The following is a 6,172-nucleotide window of genomic DNA, read 5'->3' as shown; positions in this document are numbered from 1 at the left end:
TCCGTATCGCTAGCGGTGAAATGTTGGGTAAAGACCAACCAGTTATTCTTCAATTATTAGAAATTCCTGTTGAGAAAGCTCAACAAGCGCTTAAAGGCGTGATGATGGAACTTGACGACTGTGCTTTCCCATTATTGGCAGGCATGGTCGGTACTGATGATCCTAAAGTTGCATTCAAAGATGCTGACTATGCATTGTTAGTAGGTTCTCGTCCACGTGGTCCTGGTATGGAACGTGCTGACCTTCTTAAGGTAAACGGCGAAATCTTTATCGGTCAAGGTCAAGCACTGAACGAAGTTGCTAGCCGTGACGTTAAAGTGCTTGTTGTGGGTAACCCTGCGAATACAAATGCTTACATCGCAATGAAATCTGCGCCAGATCTTCCAGCGAAAAACTTCACAGCAATGTTACGTCTTGACCACAACCGTGCGTTGACTCAACTTGCGCAAAAAGCGGGTGTTGCAGTTTCTGACATCGAAAACATGACTGTTTGGGGTAACCACTCTCCAACGATGTATGCTGACTACCGTTTTGCAAACGTAAACGGCGAAAGCTTGAAAGACAAAATCAACGATGCTGCATGGAACAAAGACGTATTCCTTCCAACAGTTGGTAAACGTGGTGCTGCGATCATTGAAGCACGTGGTCTGTCTTCTGCTGCTTCTGCTGCAAACGCTGCAATCGATCATATGCGCGATTGGGCTCTTGGCACTAACGGCAAATGGGTAACGATGGGTATTCCTTCTGACGGTTCTTATGGTATCCCTGAAGGCGTAATGTTCGGTTTCCCTGTAACGACTGAAAACGGTGAATACAAAATCGTTCAAGGTCTTGAAATCGACGAATTCAGCCGTGAACGTATCAATGTTACATTGAACGAACTTGAAGAAGAGCGCGCAGCAGTGGCTGACATGCTTAACTAATTTAATCTTTTAAGATTAAATATAAAAGCACTCCAAATGGAGTGCTTTTTTATTTCAGAATATCCTAAGAACAAAAAATAACATCCTGTCAAAGAGCGACAACTGAACTTTCTATATAAGTCGTTTAATTTGTAAGCAGAATCATCAATAAAAGAGGAGGTACTGAGATGTTAGAGCAGCGACCTACCATGGAAGTTTTTTTTGAGCAGCTCGGCTTGGATTCAAGCCCCGAAGCAATCGATGAATTTATCAGAACCCATCAGATCGGGATGGATGTGCCATTACATAAAGCACCTTTTTGGACCAAGAACCAACATGACTTTCTAATTGGGCATTGGAAGCAAGATGATGATTGGGCCATTTTTGTCGATGTACTGAATGAACAATTGCATATAGAAGCAGAGGGTTCAGGTACTTGTGATCTGCCGACCTCCTCACATCCTTGAACGTTAAAAAACTAGCAGCAAATTATTTTTTATTTCTATTACGGAGCAATCAAATGGTATTGGAACAGCAGCCTACTTTAGAATTATTATTTGAGCAACTTGGCCTTCCAGCAGATGAAAGGTCGATTGATGAATTTACCAGCACCCATCAGCTTCCATCTGAAGTTATTCTGCCTGATGCGGAATTTTGGAGTGAAGGGCAGAGTGCGTTTCTTCGTGAACATTGGCATCAAGATGATGAATGGATTGTAATTATTGATAAGCTCAATCAATTACTGCATGTAGAGAGTGACAAGCAAAGCGCTTAATCCACTTTTATACAAAAAGATACAAACAAACCTAGTCACAGGACTAGGTTTTTTTTGTCTTATCTTATAAGTTAGTTATATAAAGAATTACAAGTTAACTGATATAAGGAGGGCGAGATGCTCGGAACAATGCAACCATCCTTACCCCTATTATTTTCGCAACTTGGTTTGCCGAATAGTCCTGCTGCCATTGAGCTATATGTACGTACTCATCAGTTACCTAAGGAAATCTCATTGCATGATGCGCATTTCTGGAATAAAGCACAGCGTTCATTGTTAATTAGTCATTTGGTACAAGACGATGACTGGGCAATTTGGGTTGATGAACTGAATCAACAGTTACACTTAGATGCCGATCGCCGTCGACTGGCTTAAGAAAATAAAACTAGTTATAAAAAATGCCTCATTCATGAGGCATTTTTTATAAGAATAATTTCACAGTTTTAATGCATCCGGCTGCGTAGAATTTGAATAAACCAGTCCTGTTGACGGTATTCTGCAAATGCTGGATGTTGATCTACCAGTTCCAGATCAAAATTGTTCAATTTACTGTATTTATTTAACCAGTGACGGGTCATAGCCGGTTCTTTTTTGCTTGCTGAGGCATATGCCAGGAAGAAATAGATATCCGCATGCTCATAACGGGTCATCGGTTTTAAAATCTGCTGGGTAATCAGTGCATAGCGATTTTCTTTAGTCAGTTCAAAATAGATCATGTAGGCTTTAGCCAAATGCAATGACAGATTGATATAAAGATCGAGTGGCATTTCTTCAAACTCGATTCGACCTTGTTCCAGCAGAACAATCGCTTCTTGCAGAAAATGCACCTGTTCCTGACGTAACTGGCTGATCGCTACCAGTTGCAGGCGAAGGTCAGCCCGTTCAAGCGCCAGCTCAGGGGTATTGCCATTTAAAAATAGCTGATCTGTTTCACCAATGCGTGCAATGATCTCTTTGGTGGTTGGTCGCATGAACGCAGTCCTCGTGTCTTAATGATTGGTATATGAGGATGATTGTCTGCTTTTAAAGGCTAGATTAAAGAGGTATCTGAGCGTAACCACGCGGTAATGGATAAACGTTGATGTTTGGCTACTAATACTTCGTGTAATAAATCACTTTGGAAGAATGCTAAACGGTTGGGCTTAGGTGAAATCGTATGCCACTGTCCATTTTTATCTTGTAAATGTAGTTCACCCCCCCAGTCATCTTGCCATTCTTCATGCAGATAATATACCGAGGAAATCATGCGGCCATTCTTACCTTGCGGGTTGTCGCGGTGAAGAGCATAGAATTCACCTGCGTTATAGCAGGCAAAATGTGCTTCGACATCTTTAATACCCAAATAAAATGCGCGGTTTAAAACTTGAGAAAATTGTTGCAGGGTTTCGGTATGTTGGTGAGAGATTTGAAATTCAGGTTGTAACCAAAGAATATGATCACTGCGGATGTTGCTTACTACGCCATTTTGAATCGCGGCATCACGAAATTCGTTTAAGTGACTTAGGCATTCTTGACTGACCGCATGTTGATATTCAATTGAATAAGCACCGTCAATAACACTAAAGCCATGTTGATCTAAATAATCTAAGATTTGATCAACATTCCAATCCCCTGGGATGACAACTGCTTCCATTTTTCAATTCTCGAGCGTGTGGTAAAAAAGGTTTGCTATTTTAGAGCAATAATCGTTTCTGAACGAATCAGTTTTTCATGTTAAAATAGCTATTGATCTTAGGAATAATTGAAACATGAATTATCGTCACCACTTCCATGCAGGCAACTTTGCCGATGTCATGAAGCACGTGTTATTGCTTCAGATTTTGTCTCGCCTTAATAATAAAGACAAGCCATATCGTTATATTGATACGCATGGCGGCGCAGGTAAATATGACTTGTCGACTTCAGAAGCGCAGAAGTCTGGTGAGTTCTTAAACGGTATTCATCGCCTGATTAAACTGGATGATTCGATTAAGCGCAATGCCCCTGAAGGCATACAGCAATATTTAAAAATTGTTGAAAAAATGCGTGAAAGTTTTGGTAAAGGCGCGTATCCGGGTTCCCCGTGGTTTGCCCTTGAAGGCATGCGTGAAATCGACAAAGCCACCATTTTTGAAATGCAGCGTGATGTCTTCCAGCAGCTTGATCAGAATATTTTTGACAAGCGTGCTGGTCTGCATGAGCGTGATGCTTATGAAGGTTTGCTCGCAGTCATTCCACCGAAAGAAAAACGCGGTCTGGTAATGATCGACCCGCCGTATGAGCTGGAACGTAAAGATTTCCCTCAGTTAGTCGAGTTGATTGCAGCAGCTTATAAAAAATGGCCGACAGGCGTATTTGCTGTTTGGTATCCAATTAAAGACCGTGCCATGATTGAGCGTTTCGAGAAAAAAATGTTCAAGACTGGTATTCGCCGTCAGCTGATCTGTGAAATATGTGTATGGCCAGACGACACTCCTGTTGGTTTAAATGGTTGTGGTCTGTTGGTGATTAACCCACCTTGGAAGTTCTCTGAAGATGCTGATGAAGCACTTCAATGGTTATTCCCGCATTTACGTATGCAGGAAACTGGTGGTCACGCCGCAGTTCGCTGGTTAGTAGGCGAATAATTTTTTAAAGATCAGGTCATAGCTAGGATCGACAAGAATGACAAATATAAGCAAACCGGAACGTGACTCTTCCACCGAAGCGCCTTTTGATGGCATCACCTTTGAGGTGGAAGAAGAAGAGCATACTCAGGAAGGGCAAAAAATTAAGCGTCGAGGCATCTATCTATGGCCGAACCTGATTACAACCGCAGCGTTGTTAGCAGGTTTTTACTCAATTATTGCCAGTATGAATGGCAATTTTCAGCAAGCCATTTATGCGATTTTTATTGCAGCATTACTGGATGGCCTGGATGGACGTGTTGCACGTGCTATTGGTGCGCAAAGTCCGTTCGGTGAACAGTTTGATTCGCTATCGGATATGCTGGCCTTTGGTGTGGCACCGGCTATCTTGATGTACAGCTGGGGCTTAAGTGAGTTGGGCCGGATCGGTCTGGCGGCATGTTTTGTTTATACCGCTTGTGCGGCTTTCCGTCTGGCACGTTTCAATGTGCAGATCGGTGTGGTTGATAAGCGCTACTTCATTGGCGTCGCGAGTCCACTTGCTGCCGTAATGATTATTTCGCTGGTCTGGGTCGGTTTAGATTTCCCGGAAATTTTCGATATTAAAGATTCAGTGGTTCAGATCATCAATGCCGTTGCGATTGTGATTACCGGTTTGCTGATGATCTCTAATATCAAATACTATTCTTTTAAAACGGTAGAGCGTAAGCGGGTTCCATTTTTTGTCTTGCCAATTGCCGTATTTATCTTTGCAGCGATGACTTACAACATTCCGGTCGGGATTCTGGTTATCTCTGTAATTTATGCTTTGTCTGGTTTTGTTACGACTTTTATGGCGAAACGACAAGTGAGCTAGTATGCAGGAGAGTCTGATATGGCGTTTCTTCAGGATTTATTGGATCGTTCGAAACAGCTGAATCAGACTCCTGCTGCCCAGGCCGATCTGGCCTGTCATGGTCCAAATAAAAAATATAAATATATTCACCATCGTTTTGTTATTCCCAATCTGCCTGCGCCACTGCATTATTTCAATTTTTTTAGCATGATCGGTCAGCCGAATGTGCCGATGCTATGTAATCCCGATGCCATTCATACGGATGCCTTGGATACAGCAACGGTAATCTGTAGTACCAGTCCGCACATGGTCGGTCAGTTGAATCATTATTCCATCCAAAATGAGTGTCGTTTTGAAAGCTGTAACTTTAATTTTCATACACGTGAGCAATTGAGCAGTATATTTCCGGAATTTCATTTCACCCGCCAGGATGACGAGCTCAGTGTTGATTTGAAAATTAGAGCTATCGAGTTGATTACCCACTTTACCCAGCTTCGATTTTCTTTGGCTGATTATTGGTCGATTCCATGCTGGTGTGAAGGTGTCATTCAGTATAAAGATCAACAATACCAAATCGAAAGTCTGGGCAGCTTTGAATATGCTCGTAGTTTCAAGTTTCCCTATTTGCCATTTGCTTTCTTGACTTATCAGATGATTAATCTGAGTCAAAACCGGCAGATTATCCTGGTTCAGGTACGAGATAGCTTTAATAAGATTATTCAGTCACGCATTTACTATAAAGATTTGGAAAGCCAGCAGACCCAAATGCTGGATGAAAAGGTAATTTTTAAAGTGCATCGGGTCTATCCAAGTGTGATCACACCAAATGGCCAGAAAATGTATTTACCACGTGAATTCGAATGGCACTGTGAAAATAAAGATGGAATTCAGATTTCAATTCAAGGACAAAGTCGAGGTGATTTTAAATTTGGTCTTGGGGCAGGCTATGTAGGGAGTTTTAGCTATCAGGTAAAGATCAATGATCAGGAAGAAAATGAGGAAGGGGGCTATATTGAATACATCGATTGTCGAGCTTTACGCTTTCAGGAACTCA

The 6,172-nt window shown here is 41.9% G+C and carries 9 protein-coding genes; 7 read left to right on the top strand and 2 right to left on the bottom strand.

Going from position 1 to position 6,172, the window contains the following annotated elements:
* From B4033_RS11370 to B4033_RS11355, 4 genes are all read left to right on the top strand, one after another.
* Positions 1–923, top strand: a 923-nt coding sequence (locus B4033_RS11370; protein ID WP_286834104.1) for a malate dehydrogenase, incomplete at its 5' end; no start/stop codon positions are given.
* Positions 924–1,090: 167 nt separating this feature from the next.
* On the top strand, positions 1,091–1,369 hold the full coding sequence (locus B4033_RS11365; RefSeq protein ID WP_004809710.1) for a DUF2789 family protein: 279 nt from the start codon (positions 1,091–1,093) through the stop codon (positions 1,367–1,369).
* A 53-nt stretch (positions 1,370–1,422) separates the two neighbouring features.
* A complete protein-coding gene (locus B4033_RS11360; RefSeq protein ID WP_286834100.1) occupies positions 1,423–1,677 on the top strand; it encodes a DUF2789 family protein in 255 nt (84 codons plus the stop codon).
* A gap of 117 nt (positions 1,678–1,794) precedes the next feature.
* Positions 1,795–2,052 (top strand): DUF2789 family protein, encoded by a 258-nt coding sequence (locus B4033_RS11355; protein WP_004809704.1) that lies wholly within the window; start codon positions 1,795–1,797, stop codon positions 2,050–2,052.
* A 68-nt stretch (positions 2,053–2,120) separates the two neighbouring features.
* Here B4033_RS11355 and B4033_RS11350 read toward each other — a convergent pair whose 3' ends face one another.
* Together B4033_RS11350 and B4033_RS11345 are read right to left on the bottom strand one after the other, a co-directional pair.
* On the bottom strand, positions 2,121–2,648 hold the full coding sequence (locus B4033_RS11350; protein WP_004809702.1) for a hypothetical protein: 528 nt from the start codon (positions 2,646–2,648) through the stop codon (positions 2,121–2,123).
* A gap of 59 nt (positions 2,649–2,707) precedes the next feature.
* The gene (locus B4033_RS11345; protein WP_286834095.1) at positions 2,708–3,310 is read right to left on the bottom strand and encodes a 2OG-Fe(II) oxygenase; all 603 of its coding nucleotides are present in this window, start codon (positions 3,308–3,310) and stop codon (positions 2,708–2,710) included.
* 115 nt (positions 3,311–3,425) lie between these two features.
* On the opposite strand from B4033_RS11345, the gene B4033_RS11340 reads away from it, so the two are divergent.
* The 3 genes from B4033_RS11340 to B4033_RS11330 form a co-directional block, all read left to right on the top strand.
* Complete coding sequence (locus tag B4033_RS11340; protein WP_004809698.1) at positions 3,426–4,283, top strand: 23S rRNA (adenine(2030)-N(6))-methyltransferase RlmJ; 858 nt, start codon at positions 3,426–3,428, stop codon at positions 4,281–4,283.
* A 37-nt stretch (positions 4,284–4,320) separates the two neighbouring features.
* Positions 4,321–5,139: a CDP-diacylglycerol--serine O-phosphatidyltransferase gene (gene pssA / locus B4033_RS11335; RefSeq protein WP_004809697.1), complete on the top strand. Its 819-nt coding sequence runs from the start codon at positions 4,321–4,323 to the stop codon at positions 5,137–5,139.
* Between the two features lie 18 nt (positions 5,140–5,157).
* Positions 5,158–6,172, top strand: a 1,015-nt coding sequence (locus B4033_RS11330) for a DUF6670 family protein (protein ID WP_286834093.1), incomplete at its 3' end; no start/stop codon positions are given.

Origin of the sequence: Acinetobacter sp. UBA3132, assembly GCF_002364825.1 — a bacterium.
GTDB classification, from domain to species: domain Bacteria; phylum Pseudomonadota; class Gammaproteobacteria; order Pseudomonadales; family Moraxellaceae; genus Acinetobacter; species Acinetobacter schindleri.
Note: the sequence above shows the minus strand (reverse complement) of the source record. Positions and strands in the feature narration are given on the sequence as shown.

Coding starts and splice junctions, on each gene's coding strand:
- B4033_RS11350 (WP_004809702.1), bottom strand. CDS start 2,648: ATGCGACCAACCACCAAAGAGATCATTGCACGCATTGGTGAAACAGAT.
- pssA (WP_004809697.1), top strand. CDS start 4,321: ATGACAAATATAAGCAAACCGGAACGTGACTCTTCCACCGAAGCGCCT.
- B4033_RS11355 (WP_004809704.1), top strand. CDS start 1,795: ATGCTCGGAACAATGCAACCATCCTTACCCCTATTATTTTCGCAACTT.
- B4033_RS11365 (WP_004809710.1), top strand. CDS start 1,091: ATGTTAGAGCAGCGACCTACCATGGAAGTTTTTTTTGAGCAGCTCGGC.
- B4033_RS11345 (WP_286834095.1), bottom strand. CDS start 3,310: ATGGAAGCAGTTGTCATCCCAGGGGATTGGAATGTTGATCAAATCTTA.
- B4033_RS11340 (WP_004809698.1), top strand. CDS start 3,426: ATGAATTATCGTCACCACTTCCATGCAGGCAACTTTGCCGATGTCATG.
- B4033_RS11360 (WP_286834100.1), top strand. CDS start 1,423: ATGGTATTGGAACAGCAGCCTACTTTAGAATTATTATTTGAGCAACTT.